Source organism: Thiomonas sp. OC7 (assembly GCF_900634595.1).
Lineage (GTDB): Bacteria > Pseudomonadota > Gammaproteobacteria > Burkholderiales > Burkholderiaceae_C > Thiomonas > Thiomonas arsenitoxydans.
In genome coordinates, this window is record NZ_LR131953.1 from 1,596,506 (window position 1) to 1,616,705 (window position 20,200).

At 65.5% G+C, this 20,200-nt stretch carries 18 protein-coding genes; 6 read left to right on the forward strand and 12 right to left on the reverse strand.

Annotation, left to right across the window (positions count from 1 at the left end):
- Positions 1-309: 309 nt before the first annotated feature.
- The 3 genes from BIO17B3_RS07735 to BIO17B3_RS07745 form a co-directional block, all read right to left on the reverse strand.
- Positions 310-861 carry a chorismate lyase gene (locus BIO17B3_RS07735; protein ID WP_156053659.1) on the reverse strand — a complete coding sequence of 184 codons (552 nt, stop codon included), beginning with the start codon at positions 859-861 and terminating at the stop codon, positions 310-312.
- A gap of 51 nt (positions 862-912) precedes the next feature.
- Positions 913-1,578: a dienelactone hydrolase family protein gene (locus BIO17B3_RS07740; protein WP_156053660.1), complete on the reverse strand. Its 666-nt coding sequence runs from the start codon at positions 1,576-1,578 to the stop codon at positions 913-915.
- Between the two features lie 111 nt (positions 1,579-1,689).
- Complete coding sequence (locus tag BIO17B3_RS07745) at positions 1,690-2,601, reverse strand: LysR family transcriptional regulator (protein ID WP_156053661.1); 912 nt, start codon at positions 2,599-2,601, stop codon at positions 1,690-1,692.
- Between the two features lie 111 nt (positions 2,602-2,712).
- Between BIO17B3_RS07745 and metE the strand changes: the two genes are divergently transcribed.
- The 5 genes from metE to BIO17B3_RS07770 all read left to right on the forward strand — a co-directional run bounded on the left by metE (position 2,713) and on the right by BIO17B3_RS07770 (position 11,062).
- Positions 2,713-5,094: a 5-methyltetrahydropteroyltriglutamate--homocysteine S-methyltransferase gene (gene metE, locus BIO17B3_RS07750; protein WP_156053662.1), complete on the forward strand. Its 2,382-nt coding sequence runs from the start codon at positions 2,713-2,715 to the stop codon at positions 5,092-5,094.
- Positions 5,095-5,473: 379 nt separating this feature from the next.
- Positions 5,474-7,846 carry a DUF1631 family protein gene (locus tag BIO17B3_RS07755; protein WP_156053663.1) on the forward strand — a complete coding sequence of 791 codons (2,373 nt, stop codon included), beginning with the start codon at positions 5,474-5,476 and terminating at the stop codon, positions 7,844-7,846.
- A gap of 306 nt (positions 7,847-8,152) precedes the next feature.
- Complete coding sequence (locus BIO17B3_RS07760; protein ID WP_156053664.1) at positions 8,153-9,088, forward strand: extracellular solute-binding protein; 936 nt, start codon at positions 8,153-8,155, stop codon at positions 9,086-9,088.
- A 51-nt stretch (positions 9,089-9,139) separates the two neighbouring features.
- A complete protein-coding gene (locus BIO17B3_RS07765; RefSeq protein ID WP_156053665.1) occupies positions 9,140-9,970 on the forward strand; it encodes an ABC transporter permease in 831 nt (276 codons plus the stop codon).
- A gap of 39 nt (positions 9,971-10,009) precedes the next feature.
- Positions 10,010-11,062, forward strand: coding sequence for an ABC transporter ATP-binding protein (locus BIO17B3_RS07770; RefSeq protein WP_156053666.1), 1,053 nt, complete (start codon positions 10,010-10,012; stop codon positions 11,060-11,062).
- A 16-nt stretch (positions 11,063-11,078) separates the two neighbouring features.
- On the opposite strand, the gene BIO17B3_RS07775 is transcribed toward BIO17B3_RS07770, so the two are convergent.
- Both BIO17B3_RS07775 and BIO17B3_RS07780 read right to left on the reverse strand, forming a co-directional pair.
- Positions 11,079-11,462, reverse strand: a complete 384-nt coding sequence (locus BIO17B3_RS07775; RefSeq protein ID WP_156053667.1) for a winged helix-turn-helix domain-containing protein — start codon at positions 11,460-11,462, stop codon at positions 11,079-11,081.
- Between the two features lie 34 nt (positions 11,463-11,496).
- Complete coding sequence (locus BIO17B3_RS07780) at positions 11,497-12,372, reverse strand: hypothetical protein (RefSeq protein WP_156053668.1); 876 nt, start codon at positions 12,370-12,372, stop codon at positions 11,497-11,499.
- A 159-nt stretch (positions 12,373-12,531) separates the two neighbouring features.
- Here BIO17B3_RS07780 and BIO17B3_RS07785 point away from each other — a divergent pair, with 159 nt between their 5' ends.
- Entirely contained in the window at positions 12,532-13,671 is a 1,140-nt protein-coding gene (locus BIO17B3_RS07785) for a TDT family transporter (RefSeq protein WP_156053669.1), read from the forward strand.
- A gap of 7 nt (positions 13,672-13,678) precedes the next feature.
- Here BIO17B3_RS07785 and BIO17B3_RS07790 read toward each other — a convergent pair whose 3' ends face one another.
- The 7 genes from BIO17B3_RS07790 to BIO17B3_RS07820 all read right to left on the reverse strand — a co-directional run bounded on the left by BIO17B3_RS07790 (position 13,679) and on the right by BIO17B3_RS07820 (position 20,195).
- A complete protein-coding gene (locus BIO17B3_RS07790) occupies positions 13,679-14,320 on the reverse strand; it encodes a molecular chaperone (RefSeq protein WP_156053670.1) in 642 nt (213 codons plus the stop codon).
- Positions 14,321-14,325: 5 nt separating this feature from the next.
- Positions 14,326-16,536 (reverse strand): 4Fe-4S dicluster domain-containing protein, encoded by a 2,211-nt coding sequence (locus BIO17B3_RS07795; protein WP_156053671.1) that lies wholly within the window; start codon positions 16,534-16,536, stop codon positions 14,326-14,328.
- Positions 16,533-17,132 carry a DUF3306 domain-containing protein gene (locus BIO17B3_RS07800; protein WP_156053672.1) on the reverse strand — a complete coding sequence of 200 codons (600 nt, stop codon included), beginning with the start codon at positions 17,130-17,132 and terminating at the stop codon, positions 16,533-16,535. The genes BIO17B3_RS07795 and BIO17B3_RS07800 overlap by 4 nt, the downstream gene beginning before the upstream one ends.
- Positions 17,129-17,722: a DUF3305 domain-containing protein gene (locus BIO17B3_RS07805; RefSeq protein WP_156053673.1), complete on the reverse strand. Its 594-nt coding sequence runs from the start codon at positions 17,720-17,722 to the stop codon at positions 17,129-17,131. The genes BIO17B3_RS07800 and BIO17B3_RS07805 overlap by 4 nt, the downstream gene beginning before the upstream one ends.
- Positions 17,719-18,603 carry a formate dehydrogenase accessory sulfurtransferase FdhD gene (locus BIO17B3_RS07810; protein ID WP_232054215.1) on the reverse strand — a complete coding sequence of 295 codons (885 nt, stop codon included), beginning with the start codon at positions 18,601-18,603 and terminating at the stop codon, positions 17,719-17,721. The genes BIO17B3_RS07805 and BIO17B3_RS07810 overlap by 4 nt, the downstream gene beginning before the upstream one ends.
- A gap of 79 nt (positions 18,604-18,682) precedes the next feature.
- Positions 18,683-18,991 (reverse strand): hypothetical protein, encoded by a 309-nt coding sequence (locus BIO17B3_RS07815; RefSeq protein WP_232054216.1) that lies wholly within the window; start codon positions 18,989-18,991, stop codon positions 18,683-18,685.
- A 19-nt stretch (positions 18,992-19,010) separates the two neighbouring features.
- A complete protein-coding gene (locus tag BIO17B3_RS07820) occupies positions 19,011-20,195 on the reverse strand; it encodes a formate dehydrogenase subunit gamma (RefSeq protein WP_156053675.1) in 1,185 nt (394 codons plus the stop codon).
- Between the last annotated feature and the right edge of the window lie 5 nt (positions 20,196-20,200).

Here is a 20,200-nt window from a genome sequence, read left to right on the forward strand (position 1 = left end):
GGGGATTGCGCAACGCGTGACATTCCGCATCATTGCGTAGCAAGTCGTTACAACTACTGGCCGGAGTATATGAATTCAAGCCCTGCAATATTTGACGACACGCAATTTACACAAAATCCATACCGGGAAATAAAGGAGTTTTACCGTTGCCATGGGCCAGTCTGTGACTTTGGTCGCACTCATGAGAAAACGTAGGGCCGCCCCAAGTTTTCTTGTCCACCTCGCGGCTTGCAAGCCGCTCGGATTCGGCTCCGTCCAAGCTGCCGCAGGGCAGCTTGGAGCCGCGGGCCTCATCCCCCTCGGGGGCGCTCAGCCCGAGAAAAAAACCTCACTCACCCAGAGAGGCGTGCCGCCGTAAACGAAGGACGAACGCCGCGACCACAGCGTTTCCTCGCGGGCCCACCCGTTGCAGCGCGCCAGCCGCAGCAAGGGATGAGCCGCCGACAACCGCTTGACCCGCATGGCGCTGCGCCGGGTCTGGGGGCGCGTGAATACCGCATCGCCCACCGGCTTGACGCCCAGATGCCGCAGCAGCCGCCACGGCCCGCGCAGGGCGGACAACGCACACACGCTATGCCCCAACACCCGCGGCACGCCGTCGGCCACCAGCAGCACGTCGCGGCGCCAGACCTTGCGGCCTTGCGGCAGGCCGAGCAGCGGATATTCATCGCGCAGGGCGCGCGCCGGGCCTTGCCGCAGCAGCCGCAACTCGAAGCGTGCGCTGCTGCGCCGCAAACGCTGGGTGAGCGAGCCCGGATCAGTCAGCCAGCTCTCGATGCCGCTGCGCCGCGCGGCGGGCAACGCGGGCGGCCAACACTCAGCGGCAGGGGCGGAAATACGGCGGATGCGGTGCAGGGCCATGAATGGATTGCGCAAATCCGTCAGTATCGCGCACGCCCTGCGGTAAACCTTTCAGCCGACATGCTTGGCGAAAAAGGCCAGCGCTCGCTCGCGCGCCAGTTGGGCGGCGGCTGCATCAAAGCTGGCGCGGGCGTCGCAGTTGAAACCGTGGTCGGCTTCGTACACATAGAACTCGGCTTGAGGGTTGGCCGCGCGCACGGCCTCACGATCAGCCTCTGAGATGTGGGCATCGCGCAGGCCGTAGTGAAACTGCAGCGGCGTCTGGGTTTTTTCGCCCACCAGCTGCACATTTCGGCCGCCGTAATAGCTCACTGCGGGCAGGCCATCACGAATAGCCGTGAGGTAGGCAATGGTGCCGCCCCAGCAATAGCCCACCACACCGACCTTGCCTGCAGCGGCCACGGCTTTGGCTGCGGCCTGCACCGAGGCGTGAGCGCGGTCGAAACCCAGCGCAGAAACGAGGGCGATGCCTTTTTCCATGCCCGCTTGGTCGTAGCCGAGTTCGACGTTTTTCTCCACGCTGTCAAAAACGGCCGGCGCAATGGCGAGATAGCCCGCCGCCGCATAGCCATCGGCCACGCTGCGGATGTGCGCATTGACGCCAAAAATTTCCTGGACGACAACGATGCCGCCCTTGGGTTTGCCAGTAGGCTCGGCCACATAGGCGCCGATGGTCTGGCCGTCGGCGGTGTGCAGGGTGAGGGTTTTATGGGTCATTCGAAGCTCCTTCGAGGGGTTTTCAGGGGTTGGAACCAGCATAGATTGTGCGGCGTTGGCGCTGAACTTGCCGCTCCGGCCAGCTTGCCCCGGCGCCCTGATCGGCCATGGTCACAGCAGTTGCACGCCGTCGAGATGCGTGGCAACACTCTGGCGTGCCATTTCCACCAGATCTCGCACATAAGGCCGCTGCGCCAGGTCTCGCGGCACGGTGGCGTGCAATTCGCTCCACAGCCCGCGCGGGCCGATGCGGCGGGCCTGCACATAACCACTGTCCAGCGAGGGTTTGAGCGCCCAGTTGGGCAGCGCCGCCACGCCGCGCCTGCTGGCGACGAGTTGCAGAATGGCGATGGTGAGTTCCGCCGTGCGGCGCGGCAGGCTGATGCCCGCAGGCTGCAGCACCTCGCGGATGAGGTCGATACGCTCATCCGGCGCGGGGTAGGTGATCAGCGTCTCGCCCTGAAGATCAACGGCGCGCACGCTGCGCTTCGCACACAGGGCATGGCCAGGTGGCAGCGCTAGCAGAATTTCGAAGCGAAACAGCGGCAGCGAAACCCACTGCCGCCCTGGCGGGCGCAACGCGCCGATCACCACATCGGCCTTGTCCTTGCTCAGCAGCGTGAGCGGGTCGCGGTGAAAGCCCGAGACCAGATCGACCTCGACATCGGGCCAGCGCTGACGAAAGGCGTCGAGCACCGGCATCAGCCATTCGAAGCAAGTGTGGCATTCGAGAACCAACCGCAGGGTGCCGCGGGTATCGCCCTGAATACGCTGCAAGTCTTGCTCGGCGGCCTGCTGCGCCTCGCGCATCTGCCGCGCCAGCGCCAGCAGACGCTCGCCCGCCGGGGTGAAGCGCAGGCCGCGCACGTCGCGCAGCAACAACGGCATGCCGTAGTGACCCTCCAGCGCGCGCAACTGGTGCGACAGCGCCGACGGGGTGAGATGCACGGCCTCGGCCGCAGCGTTGATGCGACCGGTCTCGGCGATGGCGATAAGAGAGCGCAGATGGCGGAGTTCGAGCATGGCAGTCATAAGCTGAATGAAATTCAGCATAACCTAAAAATTCGTCGCTTGATTCACTTGAGCCCGATGCGCAAACTGCCGCCTGCATTCAATTCATCCTGGAGTAACGGCATGACCACCACGCACATCTTGGGCTATCCGCGCATCGGCCCGCAACGCGAACTGAAGTTCGCCCTCGAAAATTTCTGGCAGGGCAAGAGTTCGGCTTCTGAGCTGCAGGCCACCGCCGCGCAACTGCGAGCCGCGAACTGGGCCAAGCAACGAGATGCCGGATTGCGCTTTGCCGCAGTCGGCGACTTCGCCCTGTACGACCACATGCTCGATACCGCTGCGCTGCTCGGCGCACTGCCCGCGCGCTTCGGCTTCGATGCCCGCACACTCGGTTTGGAGCAGTACTTCGCGCTGGCCCGCGGCAATGCGGCGCAGCCCGCGATGGAGATGACCAAGTGGTTCGACACCAACTATCACTACCTCGTCCCCGAACTCGACTCTGCCTCGACGTTTGACGGCGGCTTTGATGCGCTGTTCGACCGCGTGCGCGAGGCGCAAGAGGCCGGGCATACGCCCAAACCGGTGCTGATCGGGCCGCTGACTTTTCTGTGGCTCTCCAAATCGCATCAGCCCGGCTTCGACCGCCTGAGCCTGGCGCCCGCGCTGTCGCGCGCCTACGCCCGGGTGCTGGCCCGGCTGGCCGAGCTGGGGGTGGAATGGGTGCAGCTTGACGAACCCGCGCTCACCCTCGATCTCGACACGCCCTGGCGCGACTTGCTGCCCACGCTTTACGCCGCGCTGCCCGCGCAGGCCGGGGCGCTGCGCCCCAAGTTGCTGCTGAGCACCTACTTCGAGTCGATCAGCTTCGCCCCGGCCACGCTGGCGGGCCTGCCGGTCGATGGCGTGCACCTCGATCTGGTGCGGGCGCCGCAGCAGATCGACCTCTGGCGCGAGGCGCTGCCGCCGCAGTGGGTGCTGTCTGCGGGCATCATCGACGGTCGCAATGTGTGGCGCAGCGACCTGGCCGCTGCGCTGCGCGCCTTGCGGCCGCTGCACGCCGCGCTGGGCGAGCGGCTGTGGATCGCGCCTTCTTGTTCGCTGCTGCATGTGCCCGTCAGTCTGGCCGCAGAACACGGCGCGGGCGCGCGGCTCAACCCCGAAGTGCGTCCCTGGCTGGCCTTTGCGGAAGAGAAGCTCGAGGAACTGCGTGTGCTCGCCACGGCGCTCGATCAGGGCGAAGACGCGGTGCGCGACGCGCTGCGGGCCAACGCCGAGGCGCTGGCGTCGCGCCGCAATTGTCCGCGCGTGACCCTGCCGCAAGTGCGCCGCCGCGTGGAGGCGCTCAGCGAGACCGACGCCCGGCGCAGCGCGCCCTATACCCAGCGCATCGCCGCGCAGCACGCGCGACTGAACCTGCCGCCACTGCCCACGACCACCATCGGTTCCTTCCCGCAGACCGCCGAAATTCGCGCTGCCCGCGCGGCCTGGCGCCGCGGCGAACTGCGGCATACCGACTATCTGCAGAAAATGCGCGAAGAGATCGCCGCCGTCATCCGCAAACAGGAAGACATCGGCCTGGACGTGCTGGTGCATGGCGAGGCCGAACGCAACGACATGGTGGAATTTTTCGGCGAACAGCTCTGGGGCTACACCTTCAGCGCGGGCGGCTGGGTGCAGAGCTATGGTTCGCGCTGCGTCAATCCGCCCATCATCTGGGGCGATGTGTGGCGGCCCGAGCCGATGACGGTGGATACCGCGCGGCACGCGCAGGCACTCACCCCGCGGCCGGTCAAGGGCATGCTCACCGGGCCGATCACCCTGTTGCAATGGAGCTTCGTGCGCGACGATCTGCCGCGCGATCAGGTGGCGCTGCAACTCGCGCTGGCGGTGCGCGACGAGGTGAGCGATCTGCAGAACGCGGGCATTGCCATCATCCAGATCGACGAACCCGCCTTCCGCGAGGGCCTGCCGCTCAAGCGCGACAACTGGCCGCAATACCTGAGCTGGGCGGTGCGAGCGTTCGGCGTGTCGGCTGGCGTGGCGCGCGATGACACGCAGATTCACACCCATATGTGCTACTCGGAGTTCAACGACATTCTGCCGTCCATCGCGGCGATGGACGCCGACGTCATCACCATCGAAACCTCGCGCTCGAATATGGAACTGCTCGACGGCTTCGGCGCCTTCGCCTACCCGAACGATATCGGCCCCGGCGTGTACGACATTCATTCGCCCCGCGTGCCTTCGGCGGCCGACATGGCCCGACTGCTGCGCCGCGCCGCGCAGCTCATCGCGCCCGAACGACTTTGGGTCAACCCGGACTGCGGCCTCAAAACCCGCGCCTGGCCGGAGACCGAAGCGGCGCTGCGGCATATGGTTCAGGCGGCACGCGATCTGCGCCATGAATTGCAGACGCACGGCCGCATCGCCCCGCCGCCTGCCGTTCCCGCAGACGTTAAGGCCAGCGCCCACAGCACCTGCTGCGCGCACGACTGCCACTGAGCGCCCCCAGGGCCGGGCAATCCCCACCCCAACCCTCCCCACAAGTGAGGAGGGAGTGATCTCACCTCCCCCATGGCATGGGCGGGGGTCGGGAGGGGCATTCGAAGCGCCGCACAGCGCTGTTCTCACCTCCTCCACGCAGTGGGGGAGGCCGGGAGGGGGTTGCCCAGCCCGCCTCCCGTGGGGATCAAGGAAACTTGGAGCGGCCCTGCGTTTCCTTGAGAGGCGCATAGCCTCGAGGCTATGAAGTTGGCGTGAAGCTGCAACGCACAGCGGGCAGATGAAACCCTGTCAAGGAGAAAAGCAGGAAAGCGCATGACAATTCGGTTTACAGTGTGAAAAATGCCCGTTTTCGCAGGGCAAAACCGTCTGAGAGCCCATGTTGCCTTCCGAAATTTTCCAGTCCTGCATCGATGACGCCATTGCCCGCTCGGACGAGTTGATGCGCTCGGTCGTGCGCCAGGTCATCGAGGCGCTGGAACAGCAGGCCGAAGCGGCGGGCAACGGGCGGGATCGGCAGCAGTTCTCCGACATGAGTCACGCGCTGCGGCAGAACGAAGGTCGACTGATCCAGGCCTTCGTCGAGCGCTTTCATCAGGTGCTCGACGAAGAAATTCTCGGCCAGAAGCCGGTCACGCGGCGCGAACTGCAGCTCGAGGCGCTCAGTCTGGTCGATGAATCCGATCTCGAGGAAGGGGTGGAAGTCTCGCGCCTCACGCACATGCTCGAATCCGAAGCCCAGTGGGAGGTGCGCGATCTGGGCGCGCGGCTCGACAGCCTGCGCGCGGGCGAACACGCCGCGCCGCAGACCAACCCGCTGCGGCCCGAGGTGTTCAGCAAATCGCTGCACCACGCGCTCGGCGTGGTCGATCTCGACGCGGAAGAGCGCCTGGGGCTGCTGCGAGCTTTCGGCAAGGGCATGTCGGCCGCACTCAAAGACACTTACTCGCTCTACAACAAACGTCTGGCTGAACTGCAGGTCGAGCCCGCGCAATACCGTCAGCAGCGCCGCGCGCCCGCACGCAGCGCCGCCGCCACAGCGGTGGACGAGCAGGCGCTGGTCAACGCCGCGCAAACCGGCGCGGAGCTGCATCTGGAAGCCTTGCAGCAATTGCTCGCCGGGCGTTTCGCCACGGCGCCTTCGGGCGCGCCGGACGGTGGCCAAAGCGGCTTTGCACCCTCCGGCTTCGGCCCGACCGGCCCGACCGGCCCTGCGGCTTCGGGCTTCGGCCCCTCGGTGCTCGGTCAGGCATATGGCCTCAACCCGCAGTTGCGCGATGCGCTCGACCGTCTGCTGCTGACCGACCGCCTGGGGCTGCGCGAGGTGAACTGGCGCGACGAACCCGCCGCCTCCGCCGCAACGGTGAACCTCATCGAGCAGCATCGGCAAAGCCTCTACGAGGTTGCCAACCGGCCGCTGGAGCGGCTCACCATCGACGTGGTCTCGCTGCTGTTCGATCACATCCTGGCCGACCCCAAGCTGCTGCCTGCGGTCAAAGCTCAGTTGGCGCGGCTGCAAATCCCGGTGCTGCGTCTGGGTCTGCGCGACGCCAGCCTGTTTTCCTCGCGCAATCACCCGACGCGCAAACTGCTCAACCGCGTGGCCGAATACAGCGCGGGTTTTTCCAGCGTGGAAGAGCCCGCGGCCCAGCGCTTCCTGCCGTTTCTGTCGCGCATGGTCGAGGCCGTGGTCAACGCCGAGGAAGACGACGCCACGGTGTTCGAGCAACAACTCGCCGACCTGCAGCGCCATATCGCCGAGAGCGCCGCCGCGGTGGAGCAGCAACAGGCCGATGCGGTCGATGCCCTGCGCCGCGCCGAGTTCCGCAGCCTGCTGCACGGCGCGCTGTATCGGCATCTGCACGAAGTGTTCGCCCGGCTGCACACCCATCCCCAGTTGCGCGAGTTCATGCTCGAGCATTGGTCCACGGTGTTGGCCGAATCCGTGCTGCGCTTTGGGGAAGACGCCGAGGTCACCCAGACCTACAAGCAGACCGCCAGCGATCTGATCTGGAGCGTGCAGCCCAAGACCGCCGAAGCCGATCGAAAGGCGCTGCTCAAACTGCTGCCTACGCTGGTGCAACGGCTGGGCCAAGGTCTCGACCTGATTTCCTTGCCCGCCGACAAACGCCAGGAGTTCATGTCCTGGCTGATGGACGCGCAGGCGCAGGCCATACGCGGTCAGGGCGAGGCGCAGCAAGCCACCTCGCGCGACGACGCCCTGCTGCTGCAGCGCGAATGGTCGCGGCTGCTGCACCCGCAGACCAATGCGGCGGCCGCCGCCGCCATGCCCGAAGCGCTGGTGCGCAACGAAGAAAAACTCACCAGCGGGCTGATCGAAGCCAGCGACGTGCCCGCCGAGTCGCAACCCATCGCGGCGGAGGCGGCCGATTCGCAGCAAGGCCCGGCCAGCGTGCCGCCAGGCGAGCCTGCGCTGCTCTCGCCCTCCGCGCTGCTCTCACCCTCCGAAGTGGCGGGGCTGATCGCCTCGCTCGACATCGGCACCTGGGTGCAGTTGCAGATTCAGGGGCGCAACGCGCGGGCGCAACTGACCTGGCGCAGTCCGCAAGGGCTGTTTTATATGTTCTCCAGCAAGGTGGGCGGCCGGGCGCATTCCATGACCCGCCGCGCGCTGGAGCGCATGGCCGCGCAGGGCCTCATTCTGCCGCTGGAAGCGCAGGGTCTGATGGATCGCGCCATGCAGGGCGTGGCCGAGCAATTGCGCGAACGCCAGTCTGGCGAACCCGGCTGAACCGGCCCGACCCTGGGCGCCCCCAGGGTCGGCTCGCCGACCCGCCCCCCGTGGGGGATGAGACCCGCGGCTCCAAGCTGCCCTGCGGCAGCTTGGACGGAGCCGAATCCGAGCGGCTTGCAAGCTGCGAGGTGGTCAAGAAAACTTGGGGCGGCCCTGCGTTTTCTTGAGAGTCCGCGGCCGCGCTGCGTTTACACCTGAAAACACTACGCTCCGGCCCACTTCGTTATATTTCGCGAAACATCGCGTTGAGCGCACAGTTGCGCTCGATCCGCCTGTTCTCGAACATCTACCAAGGAGCCATTGATGCATCGTCGTATTCTGTTGAAACTCTCCCTCGCAACCGCCATCGGCCTGGGCGGCATGACGGTCGCCTCGGCGGCCGAGCCGGTTTTGTCGGTGGCCTATGCCGGCTCGATGGGCGCCTTGATGGACAAGGCGCTCGGCCCGGCCATCGCCAAGCAGGACAAGGTGCAGTATCAGGGTCAGGGCGCCGGTGCATTCGGCCTGGCGCACCTGATCGCGGCCAAGCAGATCAACCCCGATGTGTTCGTCTCCATCACCCCCGGCCCCATCGAGGTGCTGCAAAAAGCCGGGTTGATCGACACCGCCGTGCCGGTGGCCAGTACGCAGATGGTGATTGCCTACAGCGACAAGAGCAAGTTCGCCGCCGACTTCAAGGCCGCTGCCGCCGGGAAGATGCCGTGGTACGAAGTGCTGCAAAAGCCCGGCATCCACTTTGGCCGTACCGACCCCGCCGTCGACCCGCAGGGCCGCAATATCGTGTTCACCATGCTGCTGGCGCAAGAGTTTTACAAGCAGCCGGGACTGGCCGACAAAATTCTGGGCAAGGTCGAAAACGAGCAGCAAATTTTCACGGAGCCCTCGCTGCTCTCGCGACTGGAGTCGGGCCAGCTCGACGCCACTTCGGGCTATTTGAGCGCGGTGATTTCGCACAAGCTGCCCTATATCAAGCTGCCCGGAGAGATCAATCTCAGCGATCCCGCCATGATCGAAAAGTGGTACAGCAAGGTGCACTTCGACATCAAGCTCCCCAACGCCAAGACCGACACCTTGTCTACCCAGCCGCTGGTGTTTTATGCCGCGGTGCTGAAAAACGCGCCCAACCCCAAGGCGGGCGCGGCTTTCGTCAAGTTGATGACCAGCGCAGGGGGCCAGGCGATGTTCAAACAATACGGCTATAGCGCTCCCAAGGGCGGCGATCTCCATCCGGCTCATTGAACGGCTCATTGACTCGATCTCTGAGCCTCGGGCTGCGACGACAATGACGGCATGACCCTGACCCCGCTGGACACCGCCGCAGCCCCGTTCTTTGCGCCGCACGCCAAGCAGGCGCCCGCGCGCCGCGCGTGGATCGTGGCGGGCGCCGGGCTGGCCGGGCTGCTGTTTCTCAGTCTGCCCTTTGCCGGGCTGTTCATCAGTACGCCGTGGCAGACGCTGCATCTGCAGCAAGGCGACCTGGGCTCGCTCTGGGTGTCGGTGAGCTACAGCCTGATCGCCGTGGCCCTCGTGGTGATGTTCGCCACGCCGGTGGCCTGGTGGCTGGCGCGGCACGACTTTCGCGGCAAGTGGATCATGGAGATGCTGGTGCTGCTGCCGCTGCTCACGCCGCCGCTGGCCATGGGCCTGTTGCTGTCGATGAGTTACGGGCCATACAGCTGGATCGGCCAGCCGCTGAATCATCTCGGCCTCAGTCTCACCAACACGCCCTCGGCCTTTTTGCTGGCGCAGGTGTATGGCAGCGCGCCGTATTTCATCGTCGCCGCGCGCTCGGCGTTTGAGGGGGTGCCGCGCGAGCTAGAGCAGATTTCGCTCACCCTGGGGCAGTCGCCCTGGCGCACCTTCTGGCGCATTACCGTGCCGCTTTCTGGGCTGGGTCTGGCCGCCGGGGTGGCGCTGGCCTGGGTGCGGGCATTGGGTGAGTTCGGCATTGTGCTGATCGTGGCGTATTACCCGCAGGGCATTCCGGTGAAGTTGTGGGTCAACCTGCAAGACACCGGCCTGCCCGCGGTGTACCCGCTGCTCTGGCTGTTCTTTCTCATCGGCCTGCCCTTGCCCCTGCTGCTCGGCGCGCTGTCGCGGCGCGGGCCGCGCGGTGGCTGAACCTTGCCTGAGCCTTGCCTGAACCCCCTGCCGGACATCATGCCCTCGCCCGCCAGCCTGCACGTCAATATCCAGATCCGCCAGCCGATCACGCTCGATGTCGATTTCGAGGTGCACGGCTTCACCGCTCTGCTCGGCTCCAGCGGCGAAGGCAAGTCCACGGTGCTGAAGGCGCTGGCGGGGCTCATTCCCAGCCAGGGCCCGCCTTTCTGCGCCCTGCCGCCGCAGCGCCGGCCCGTGGGCTATCTGCCGCAGGGGTATGCGCTGTTTCCGCATTTGCGCGCCTGGGAGAACGTGGCCTATGCGCTGGGCGGGGCGCTGGGCTCTCAGCGGCAGGCGGCCGTCAAGTTGTTGCAGTCGGTCGGGCTGGCGCAACAGACCGAGCTGCGCCCCGCCCAGCTTTCGGGCGGACAGCAGCAGCGCGTGGCGCTGGCCCGGGCGCTGGCGCGGCAGCCGCAGGTGCTGTTGCTCGACGAGCCCACTTCGGCGCTCGATGCCAGCACCCGCGACGACATCATGGCCGAGCTGGTGTCGCGCATGCACCAGCTCTCCATGCCGGCGCTGGCCGCCACGCACGATGCCAGCCTGGCGGCCATGTCGGACTGGGTGGTGCTGCTCTCGGGTCGGCAGGTCATTCAACAGGGGCCGCCTGCCGAGGTGTTCGCGCATCCGGCCAATCAGGCGGCTGCGGCGCTGCTGGGCGTGCGCAACCGCTTTACCGCGCGCGTGCTGCGCCACGCGGTTGAGCGCGGATTAACGCTGTTGCAGTGGGAAGAAGGCGGGCTGCCGCTGTGGGCGCCCTTGATGGCGTCGAGCGAGATCGGCGGCTTGGTGGACTGGGCCGTGTCGCCCGACGAGGTGCGTCTGCCCCCGCTCAAACCGGGCCAGTCCGCCGATCTGGAAAACCCGGTCTCAGGCCAGATCGAGCACCTGGTGGTTCAGGGCGCGAGCGCGACTTTGGCCATGCGCTGCGGCGACGCCCGGCTGTGGCTGCGCGCCCCGCTGCGGCTGATTGCCCACCACGGCCTGCGTGCGGGCGCGCCCGTGGTGGCGCATCTGCGCCCCGAGCATCTGATGTGCTGGCCGCACTGAAGCGCTTCCCAAAGCCTCACTCGCGCAGCAGTTTTTGCAGCACGTCGAGGTCGGGCTGAATGGCCCTGAGCGCCTTGCGTTCCATGCGCCGGTAGATCGACAGCACCTCGCGTCCCAGCGGGGTGAGCAGCGCACCGCCTCCGCCCGCGCCTCCCTTGGAGGCTTCGACCAACGGTTCTTTGTAAGCCTGATTGACGCTGTGAATCAGCAGCCAGGCGCGGCGATAACTCATGTCGAGCGCCCGCCCGGCGGCTGAAATCGAACCGGTGCGCTCCAGCGCTTCGAGCAGCGCGGCCTTGCCGGGCCCGAGCGCCGTGCCTTGTTTGATCTGCAAGCGCACCCTCGCCGTATCCGCGGGTGGCAGGGGCGCCTTGTCGTCTGCTGTGCCGTTCTCGTTCATGCATATAGCGTAGCGCTTCGCCGACGCCTACGGTTCAGTGCTGAACATGTGCGGCGGGCAGCCCATCCGGTACCGCTGCAAGAGTCTGCACCACATCGAGCCCGTAGCGGTCGCCCATGCCGAGTTCGACCTGCAGCGGCAGGCCATCGCTTTGCCGCAGCCAGATGCGCAAAGTGGCACTGCTCTGCGCGCTGTGAGCGTCGAGCAGAGTGCACGCCACCTCCTGGCCCTGCCATTTCAACGTGGTGCGCTGCGGCGTGATGTGGGCGGTCTGCACCTTGTCATTGATGAGCAAGGGCGCGGTGAAGGCGCGGGTAGGCAGCGGGCGCTGCAGATACCCCCAGCTCAGCGTCAGTGGATCGGTGAGCCCGGGCGGCGCGGGCTGCGTCGGCGTCGTCGATTCCGCCGGCGCTGACGCCGCCTGAGCCGCAGTCGTCACCTGCATACGCCCATGCTCGATCTGCATCAGCGTGGCCGGGCTATCCCCCCGCTGATTGCTGGCCGACAGCAGCTCGGGCTTGCCGTCGCGAACTTCTCCGCTTGCACCGCGCACCCAGTGCAGCCGACGCAGCAGCACGGCAAGCGCACCCCGCGGCGTGAGGGTGCTGTCGATGCGGTAGGCGCCGTTGCCCTGCGCAGGCCAGCTCACCTGGTCTTGCGCGGTGGCCACGCCCTCCTGTCCGCCCAGCCCGCCGAGCAAGACCAGCCATTGTGCGCCGCGGGAGTCGGACCCCTTGCCATCCTGTTGGAGATGCACCTGCCATTGCGCCGAGAAAGTGACCGCCTCCTTGACCGACTGCGCCGCAGCCAGGTGCGCAAAGCAGGCGGCCAAGACTAACAACAAGGCAGTGATACCGCCCAAACGCCAGGGCCGCAAGCCGGGGAGCCGCAAAGAGTTGAAAGTATTCATAGCAGTCCAACGCCCGATACGGCGCTTTGGCTGACACCCGCCATCTCGACAACGATCTACTGGAAAATATTGTTTAAATTATAAAAACTATTCGTTTTATTTATTTTAGGGTTCCGCCTAGTATGAAGCCATTCATTGATTACCGTTTGGCTGCCCATCATGTCCCCCTGGAAACCGCTCAACCGACTGCCCTCCCCCATCGAACTCGTGCGCCAATTCACGCCCAACTGGTTCACGGTGAACATGGGCACGGGCATCACCTTTTTGCTGCTGGCGCAGTTTCCGGCGCGCATCGCTGGCCTGCATGCCCTGGCTTATGGACTTTTCATCGCCGATGCCGCCATTTTCGCGCTCTTTACAGGTCTTTTCGCAGCGCGTTGGCTGTTTTTCACACAGGACGCGATGCCGCTACTGCGCCATCCCGTGCAGTCGATGTTTTTGGGCGCCATCCCCATGGCGCTCATCCCGCTGGTCAACGGGCTGGTGCTGTTTCATCCGGGGCAACCCGCCGCCGCCGAGTTGGCCACCCACCTGTGGTGGATCGATGCCGCCCTGTCGCTACTCACCGGCTGGCTGGTGCCCTGGTATCAGTTCACCGCGCAGGATCACAGCCTGGAGCGCATGACGGGCGTGTGGCTGCTGCCAGTCGTGCCCGCCGAAGTGGCGGCGTCGAGTGCGGGCTATCTGGCGCAGCATCTGCCCGCCGCGCAGGCGCAGGCGCTGATCGTCTCGGGTTATGCCTTGTGGGGCATGTCGGTTCCGATTGCGCTGGGCATTCTCACCGTGCTGTATCTGCGGCTGGCGCTGCACAAGCTGCCGCCCAAAGAACTCGGCGTCTCGACCTGGCTGAGTCTGGGGCCGATCGGCACGGGCGCTTTCGCGCTGCTCACCCTTGGCGCCGCAGCGCCGCAGGCTTTCGCAGGCACGGTGATGGCGCCCGTGGCCGCGCTGGCAGGGCCGCTGGGCGTGATCGGCGCGCTGATTCTGTGGGGCCTGGGTCTGTGGTGGCTGGTGACGGCCATTGCGCTCACGGCCATTCAGGTTCGGCGCGGTTTGCCCTTCAACCTGGGCTGGTGGGGGTTCACCTTCCCCGTGGGCGTCTATACCGCTGCCAGCCTGACTCTGGGACTGCGCACCGGCATGGCCTTCTTCACCGCATTTGCCGCCACGCTGATCGTCGCGCTGGTGGCGGCCTGGGCCGTGGTGGCGGTGCGCAGCGCCCACGGTCTGTGGCACGGCCATCTGGTGCAGGCGCCTTGCCTGAACTGCAAGCCGGAGCTGCCCGCAAAAACAGCGTAAAACCAGATCAATCCAGCAGATCGAACGCCATCTGCTCCACTTGGAGAAATTCGCGGGTAAAGCCTGCCACCGCACGGTAGAACCGCGCCGCGTGATCGCCCTCGATGGCCTCGCACATCTGGGCGCCCCAGGGCTGAATATGGCGCTGGAACAGATCGCGCTGCCGCGTCAGGTTGCACACCGCAGGGTCGTCCCCCGCAATGAGATAGCGCATGGTTTCGGCGAGGATGGCGAAGTGGTCTTCGCTTTCCCCCAAGTCGATGCGGCGGGCCAGCCCGATGTCCTGCAAATCCGCGCGCAGCCGGGCCAGCGGCTTTTCGTGCAGCGCGCCGGCCAGGTAAAACGAGCCATAGACATACACCGCAGGCCGCCCCGTGCCGCCGAACAGGATTTCGAATTCATCCCGAATCTCTTCGGGCGTCACCACGGCGGCGGTGTTCAGCAAATTGCTCCAGGCCAAGTGCAGTGCGCTTTGGTCAGCATTTTCGACCGCCAACATGCCCGCCAGTTGCGACAGCACTGGTTGCGAGGGCGGCGCGATGAACAGCAGCGCAAGCAATCCCCAGAGATCGGCGCGGGCGGCGTCTTCATCGCTGCCGGGCGCGGCCAGCTCCACATCAGGGTGTTGCATCGACAGAGGTTGCAGCATGGCGATCAGGGCAGGTCGTGAATGGTGGTGTCGGCGCGGGTATGCATGTCGATCACCCGGCAGTCGCTGCACATTTTCAGCCGATTGGCTGCGTCGCCCGCGAAGGCCGGGTGGCCGGAGAGCTTGGCCACCATTTGCTCGATGGCCTGCACCGTACCGAAGGGCTTGCCGCAGCGCACGCAGCGCCAGGGCTGGGCTTCGTTGAGCACCTGCGGCGCGCTGCGCTGAGGCCCCCAAAGCAGACGCGGCTCCAGACGAATGGCGTCTTCCGGGCAGGTGTTGACGCATAAGCCGCACTGCACGCAGTTCTTTTCGATGAATCGCAGTTGCGGCGCCAGCGGGTTATCGGCCAAAGCCCCCGCAGGACAGGCGCCGACACAACTCAGGCACAGGGTGCAGCGGCTGGCGTCCACCCGGATGGCGCCAAGGGGAGAACCCGCGCCATGCGGCAGGGGGATGACGGCCGCGCCCGACGCCACCTCTTGCGCGGGCGCATGGCGGATCAGATGGTCGAGCGCGAGATCGAGCGTGGCGCGCTTCTGCGGTAGGGCGGCGAACTGCGCCTGGATGCTGGGAACCGCACCTGTTGGTCGCGGCGGCGCCAGCAAGGCATCGAGTTCTCGCGCATCGGCAGTCTGCAACAAACGCAGCCGTGCCCCGCGATAGCCCATGCCGTGCAGCAGCGTTTCGGTGAGCTGCATCTGGCCTTGGAGGGCATGGAGGTAGGCCGGGGATTCAGTGTTGTCGGACAAGACCAGAATCTCTGCCGCGCCCCAGGAAAATGCGGACAGCCAAAGCTCCATGCCCACCGAGGCGATATGCCACAGCGGCACCGCAATAACGTGGGCGGGCAGGCCGCGAACGCGGGGATCTGCCGCCGCGAGCCGACCAAGCTGCCCGATGAGTTCCGCACCCGTTTCTTGGCTGTGGAACAGCAGCGTCGGCCGCTTCAGCCCGGCGCGCTGGGCGGTGAGCAGCAGGGTACGCAGCCGTGCGCCAATTTCCGGTGCGCGCGGGTAGGCGTAGGTGAGCGCCCCGGTAGGACACACCGTGGTGCAGGCGCCGCAGCCGACGCACAGATGCGGGTCGATCTCGATCTGCTCGACGAAGGGCTTTTTTTGCGCGGCGGTGGGTAGGATGGAATCGGCCTCGGCGATGGGGGGTGTCTGGTCGGGCCGCAAGCGGGCACGGCTGTGCACGGCCTGCGCGGAGCAGATGTCGATACAGGCGTGGCAACCCAGCAGGGTGTTACGGGAGTGCGCACAGAGCTTGGCGTCATACTGAAAAAACCGGGGCTTGTCGAAGCTACCCTTCAGATCGCGCAGTTCAGTCGCGGCGCGCACTAGCGCCAGCGGGTCGGAGCCCGGGGCGTAATAGCCCTGCGGCGGCTGATGCAGCGACAGGCTGGGCTGCGGCTGCAGATCGAGCACCAGATCGACTTGCAGCGTGTCCGCCCGAGGGCCGCGGTTGAAGTCGATGGCGCCGATGGCGCCGCAGGCCTGCACACAATCGCGATGACCGGTGCAGCGTTGCAGGTCGATCTGGTAGTCCAGCCCGATCGCGCCCTCGGGGCAGGCGGCAAGGCAGGCATTGCAGCGGGTGCAGACATCGAGATCGACCGGATTGGCGCTCTCGATATCCACCTCGAAAGCCCCCAGCCAGCCGCGCACGCTGCGCACGCGCCCGGCATGAACCGGATGTTCATGCTGCAGCGGCAATGCGGCGGGCGCAGCACGTCCACCCGGACGCCCGGTGTCGAGCAGGGTGAGTTCCAGGCCGTCGGCAAGGAGCTTGCGCGCCATGTCCAGCGACTCGGCATCGCCAATGACCAGGCAACGCCCCGCGCTGTGATAGCTCGCGGTCGGCACGGGTTCGGGCTCGGGCAACGCCGCGGCAGCAAGCAGGGCGGCGATTTTCGGGCCGGCAGCCTTGGCCTCACGACTCCAGCCTGCGGTTTCACGGATGTTGACAAACCGGATCGGCCTTACATCGGGCGGTGGCACGCCCTCGGTCTGCGACGCCAGTGCGGCAAATAGCTTGGCCTCTTGCGTGCAAGCGACGAGCAAGGGCTCGGTGCTCTGTGCGGCCTGCTGAAAGCGCACGATCTCACGGCGACACAGCTGGCTGTGCGGTTCGATGGTCTGGCCCAAAGCGGCAGTCAGCTGCGGGCCGTCCAGCGGCATGGTGTGGTTGCAATTGCAGACCAGAGTTTTCATGGGGTGGGAGGTGTTGCGTTCAGAGAGGCGTCTTGGGGCATGTCGGGAGTAGGCGCCGAGTCAGGCTGATCCGTGGTGTCGGCCTCATTCGCGGTGGTCGGAGTGCGGTTTTCCGAAGTCGAACCGAGGCACTCGGAAGCCGGTCGCTGCGCTGCGGGCGTTGCAAGGGCGGGGTCTGCCAGGTCGAGCCCCAAATTCGGAGTCAGTTTCAAGCGCGCCAGAAGGCCGGGCGGAACCGGGCTGGGGGTGTTGTAGTCGTCGATATAGGTATCGAGCCCATCCATCACGTTGAACTGCGGATCGGCAAACAGCTTGCGCAGGGCGGCACGGCGCACGCCTTCGTCCACACCTTTGGCGATGAACCGTGTCAGATCGGCGGTGTGATCGAGCGCTTGCAGCTCGTCCAGCGTGGGCGGTGGCGGCTGATCGTTTGCAGGCGCAGGAACAGGTTCGGGAACAGCGGCTAGTTCCTCACCCTTGTCCGGCGCAGGGGCGACGGGCGCCGCTGCGGGAACGGAATCTGTCCCGGCCTGCAGTTTGCGCCGCGACCAGCGCGATAGAAAACCGCGGTCTTCGGGAGAACTGGCTTCACTCATGGACAACAGACCGGTGGATCGTCTCCGTCGGCGCTAGGACTTGGCGCCTTGCTGCACGATACATCGCGTTCATCAGGGGCCAGAAAGCTTTGCGGACGGCGGCGCTTGCGTGGTTCGGGCTTGTAATGCAGCGAGGAAAAATCGGCCAGCCAGTTGGCCACCGCGGCCGGCAGCGGTGCAATCTCGATGGTTTCGCCGGCATCCATCCAGCGGGCCGCTTCGTTGTACGACAGAGTCACCGCCTGAATGACGGGCAAGCCTTCGGGCGCATGGCGCGGATCGTCGCATTCCGGCTCTGCCGCTGGCGTCCACCAGACAAACCAGCTGGGCTGCGGCGAGGTGAGGTTGAGGTGATAGCCCTCCGCCTCGTCCCGGAACAGTTGCACGCTGAAGCCGGGATACAACCATTGCGACTGCGTCCCGCTCCACTCCAGACAGATGGGCGCAGATTCCAGCGCCACACGGCCTGCCGTCGCAGGCAGGACATCGCGCAGACCCCAGCGCCAGCGCTGCCAGCGATTGTTGAGCTGGTCGCGCTGCATGAGCACGGCGATGGGCCATGCGGCAGGCGCGGAAACCGGTGCGCTCATGCCGATAACCGCTCCAGCGGCTCAGCAACAAAACGCTCAGGCGCGGTGTATTGCAGAAAGTGGCGATTGGTGCAGCGAGCGAACAGGGCGATGCCCAGGCGCTCGGCGATGTCATAGCCCATTTGCGTCACGCCCGATCGCGAAACCAGGATGGACACCCCCATCAACGCACATTTGATGACCATTTCCGAGGTCAATCGGCCTGTGGTGTAAAACACTTTGCCCTGGCCGCCCACGCCGTGCAACCACATCCAGCCAGAGATTGCGTCCACCGCATTGTGGCGGCCCACATCCTCGGTGAACATCAGCAGGCGGCTGCCCTCGAACAGGGCGCAGCCATGTACCGAGCCGGCTGATTTGTAGAGCGAATCATGCAGGCGCATGGCATCGAGCAGCGCGTATAACTCGCCTTGACTGATCCGGGTTTCAGCATCAAGCGCCGCGTTGTCCACTTCGTCCATCAGGCTGGCATAGACCGTGCCCTGTCCGCAGCCCGTGGTGACCACGCGCCGACCTGCGGTGCGCTGCGTCAAATCCGCAATGCCGCTGCGGCTGGTGATGGAGCAGGCCTCCACCTCCCAATCGACCTGCACGGAGGCAATATCGGCGATCGAGTGCACCAGACGCTGATTGCGAAGATAACCCAGCGCCAGCAACTCGGGGGCCGCGCCCACGGTCATTAGGGTGACGAGCTCCTGCTTGTCGAGATACAGCGTCAACGGCCGCTCTGCAGGAATTTGGGCCTCCTGCGTTTCCCCAAATTCGTTGCGTACCCTCACACCTCGGGTGAGGGCCTCTCGCGCCTGGCTGAGTTGCGGAACACGAGGCGGCAATGCAGACGCAGTGACGTGTTGCGAAGACACTAATTCAGATTGGGCCATCAATACATTCTTCTCGGGCGGTTGCAAATCAAGGCGTGACAACCTGTCGGCCCACATGACGGCGCCCAGACGCTGCTCCTTATTTCTGCGCGGCGGCTGCCGGGGCGGCTGCGTCAGATTGTGCGGCCACATACGGCCCGGGGTTCACACAGGGCGGGGTAGGAACCGGCGGCTGGGTCGCCTTGCCTTGTTCCTTGGCCTGAGCGTAATAAAACGCCGCCACTTTATCCTGGGTTTGACACAGCTGATAGGCGGCCACCTTGTCGGCCCATTTAGCTTTGGCTGCGGCTTCTTCTGCCTTCGCCTTGGCTTCCGGGCTTGGCGGCGGCAACTTGGCCCACGCCGTTGCGCCGCAAGCCAGCGAGACGGCCACTATTAGTCCACGCATGCATCGCATCATCATCTCCTCAAGCCTTGGGTTTGATCACGGGCACTGGCGCCTGCGCATTAGGGCCGCTGCGCTGGGCGGGAATTTTCCCGGACTTGATCGCATCCAGCCAGAGCGTGTGGTGCTGCTTCGCCCAGCTCTCGTCCACATAACCAGTGCGCATGCCATCGAGCGCGCCCTCCGTGCCAACGCTGCCGATGTAGATGTGGCCGAAGGCCATGGCCATGAACAAAATGGTGGCTGAGGCGTGGACGATTTCGGCCACCTGCATGGCACCGCGGGTGTAGGGAAAGTTGGGCACCAGTTTGTCGAGCACCAGGCCCGATGCCACTGCCAGCAGGCCCAAGAACAGCACCCCGACCCAGAACCAGATTTTCTCGCCCGCGTTGAACCGCGCGGATGGTGCTTCGCCGCCGCCAAACAAACCGCCCCCCTTTGCGAGCCAGGCCAGGTCGCTCTTGCTCGGCAGGTTGTCGCGCACGAAGGTCAGCAGCACGATCACCAGCGATAGCCCGAACAGCGGCCCGATGAAGTTGTGGATGGTCTTGAGCGCGTAGGTGAGCCAGCCGAAAAACGCCGAACCCAGAATGGGAAGCAGGAAGAATTTGCCAAACATGATGACGACGCCTGATACCGCCAGGGCGATGAACGAGAACGCCAGCACCCAGTGCATGAAACGCTCGAACGGCGTGAAACGCTCGATCTTGCGTCCCGTGGGTTTGTGCTCCAGCCGGATTTTTCCGCGGAACAAGTAGAACGCGCCAATACCCACCAGAGCGAGGATCAGCAGCCAGCCGCCGACTGGAATGAGCAGCAGATTACGGGTCTGCCGCCACGCTTCGCCTGCCGAGGTAAAGGCTGAGCCGGGATACGCCGTTTGCGGCTGAATCAGCACCCCGGCTTCGGGGTCGGGCAGGCTGGAGAAACCGGCTTGCTGCTTGATGTCGCGCCACATGGGTGCATTATTGCCAGGCTGCACTTGCGCACGCTCGCCATTGGTTTGCTGCAGATAGCCGGGGATGGTTGAAGCGCCCGGAGGGGCCGCAGCTTGATCTGCGCGCTGCGCCGTGCCAGTCTGCGGCCCCGGGGTGAGCGTTGCTGGCGCATCCGCCGCGAGCGCAGCAGACGCGCCCAAACTCACGCTCAAGCCCAGCGCAAGAGCAGCAACAAAAGCGGCAACAAAACGGGATGTGAATCTGAACATGGCCC

Excerpts from the sequence above, each read along its gene's own strand:
- BIO17B3_RS07735 (WP_156053659.1), bottom strand. The coding sequence starts at position 861 with ATGGCCCTGCACCGCATCCGCCGTATTTCCGCCCCTGCCGCTGAGTGT.
- BIO17B3_RS07740 (WP_156053660.1), bottom strand. The coding sequence starts at position 1,578 with ATGACCCATAAAACCCTCACCCTGCACACCGCCGACGGCCAGACCATC.
- BIO17B3_RS07745 (WP_156053661.1), bottom strand. The coding sequence starts at position 2,601 with ATGCTCGAACTCCGCCATCTGCGCTCTCTTATCGCCATCGCCGAGACC.
- metE (WP_156053662.1), top strand. The coding sequence starts at position 2,713 with ATGACCACCACGCACATCTTGGGCTATCCGCGCATCGGCCCGCAACGC.
- BIO17B3_RS07755 (WP_156053663.1), top strand. The coding sequence starts at position 5,474 with ATGTTGCCTTCCGAAATTTTCCAGTCCTGCATCGATGACGCCATTGCC.
- BIO17B3_RS07760 (WP_156053664.1), top strand. The coding sequence starts at position 8,153 with ATGCATCGTCGTATTCTGTTGAAACTCTCCCTCGCAACCGCCATCGGC.
- BIO17B3_RS07765 (WP_156053665.1), top strand. The coding sequence starts at position 9,140 with ATGACCCTGACCCCGCTGGACACCGCCGCAGCCCCGTTCTTTGCGCCG.
- BIO17B3_RS07770 (WP_156053666.1), top strand. The coding sequence starts at position 10,010 with ATGCCCTCGCCCGCCAGCCTGCACGTCAATATCCAGATCCGCCAGCCG.
- BIO17B3_RS07775 (WP_156053667.1), bottom strand. The coding sequence starts at position 11,462 with ATGAACGAGAACGGCACAGCAGACGACAAGGCGCCCCTGCCACCCGCG.
- BIO17B3_RS07780 (WP_156053668.1), bottom strand. The coding sequence starts at position 12,372 with ATGAATACTTTCAACTCTTTGCGGCTCCCCGGCTTGCGGCCCTGGCGT.
- BIO17B3_RS07785 (WP_156053669.1), top strand. The coding sequence starts at position 12,532 with ATGTCCCCCTGGAAACCGCTCAACCGACTGCCCTCCCCCATCGAACTC.
- BIO17B3_RS07790 (WP_156053670.1), bottom strand. The coding sequence starts at position 14,320 with ATGCTGCAACCTCTGTCGATGCAACACCCTGATGTGGAGCTGGCCGCG.
- BIO17B3_RS07795 (WP_156053671.1), bottom strand. The coding sequence starts at position 16,536 with ATGAAAACTCTGGTCTGCAATTGCAACCACACCATGCCGCTGGACGGC.
- BIO17B3_RS07800 (WP_156053672.1), bottom strand. The coding sequence starts at position 17,132 with ATGAGTGAAGCCAGTTCTCCCGAAGACCGCGGTTTTCTATCGCGCTGG.
- BIO17B3_RS07805 (WP_156053673.1), bottom strand. The coding sequence starts at position 17,722 with ATGAGCGCACCGGTTTCCGCGCCTGCCGCATGGCCCATCGCCGTGCTC.
- BIO17B3_RS07810 (WP_232054215.1), bottom strand. The coding sequence starts at position 18,603 with ATGGCCCAATCTGAATTAGTGTCTTCGCAACACGTCACTGCGTCTGCA.
- BIO17B3_RS07815 (WP_232054216.1), bottom strand. The coding sequence starts at position 18,991 with ATGCGTGGACTAATAGTGGCCGTCTCGCTGGCTTGCGGCGCAACGGCG.
- BIO17B3_RS07820 (WP_156053675.1), bottom strand. The coding sequence starts at position 20,195 with ATGTTCAGATTCACATCCCGTTTTGTTGCCGCTTTTGTTGCTGCTCTT.